This is a genomic window from Paenibacillus etheri (assembly GCF_001012825.1).
GTDB lineage: Bacteria > Bacillota > Bacilli > Paenibacillales > Paenibacillaceae > Paenibacillus_AQ > Paenibacillus_AQ etheri.
The window spans coordinates 1-431 of the sequence record NZ_LCZJ02000008.1 but is presented as its reverse complement, the minus strand read 5'-3'; the positions used below and the strand labels follow the sequence as shown (position 1 = coordinate 431).

At 45.9% G+C, this 431-nt stretch carries 1 protein-coding gene; it reads right to left on the bottom strand.

The genetic code is table 11. The features are described from left to right. Window positions 1-40 precede the first annotated feature (40 nt). A partial coding sequence (locus UQ64_RS00510) for a group II intron maturase-specific domain-containing protein (protein WP_280818135.1) occupies window positions 41-431 on the bottom strand: 391 nt, incomplete at its 5' end.

Genomic DNA, 431 nt, shown 5'->3' with positions numbered 1-431 from the left:
CCTCTCACACCACCGTACGTACCGTTCGGTATACGGCGGTTCATGAAATATTCCGTAAGGAGTTGTATCTGTCCAATACACTCTTTAATCCATTGGATTCCCAATATTGGTTATTCAATGCACGTTGCAGAATTGGACTCCCTGCAATTCGCCAGTACCCTTTCCGAGTATTTCCCCACTCATATGCTATGTCCTTAGGCACGCCTAAAGATATAAGCCTTTTGACTTTGGTTCTCGGGTTCTTCCATTGCTTCCAGAGACACATTCGCAATCTCCTTCGAATCCACATATCCATCCTTTTAAAGACACTTGGCGTATCCGCCAGCGAAAAATATCCCTGCCATCCCATCAAGTATCGATTGAGCTCCTGGATTCTCTCTTCCATTCGCATCGCTTTCTTCCGGGACGTGATCTCCCGAATTCGAGTTTTC